This is a genomic window from Marinobacter sp. BW6 (assembly GCF_008107725.1).
In the GTDB taxonomy this organism is placed as follows: Bacteria; Pseudomonadota; Gammaproteobacteria; order Pseudomonadales; family Oleiphilaceae; genus Marinobacter.
In genome coordinates, this window is record NZ_VIRN01000048.1 from 1 (window position 1) to 447 (window position 447).

The 447-nt window shown below is 65.3% G+C and carries 1 protein-coding gene; it reads left to right on the forward strand.

What is annotated here, in order from left to right; all coding sequences use genetic code 11:
• Window positions 1-447, forward strand: a 447-nt coding sequence (locus FMN52_RS04255) for an FAD-binding protein (RefSeq protein WP_148607471.1), incomplete at both ends; no start/stop codon positions are given.

Sequence of the window (447 nt, forward strand, 5' to 3'; positions counted from 1 at the left end):
GTTGCCGACCGTACCGGCCACGCCATTCTGCATACGCTCTACGGCCAGTCGCTACGCAACAATGCCGAATTCTTCATCGAGTACTTCGCGCTCGACCTGATCGTGTCGGAAGACGGCAGCCGCTGCACCGGCGTCGTCGCCTGGTGCCTCGATGACGGCACCATCCATCGCTTCGCCGCCAAGATGGTGGTGCTGGCGACCGGCGGCTACGGCCGCGCCTATTTCTCGGCAACGTCGGCCCATACCTGCACCGGTGACGGCGGCGGCATGGTGGCGCGTGCCGGCCTGCCGCTGCAGGACATGGAATTCGTCCAGTTTCACCCGACCGGCATCTACGGTTCGGGCTGTCTGATCACCGAAGGCGCGCGCGGCGAAGGCGGTTACCTGGTCAACTCCGAGGGCGAGCGCTTCATGGAGCGTTACGCGCCTTCGGTGATCAGACAGCCC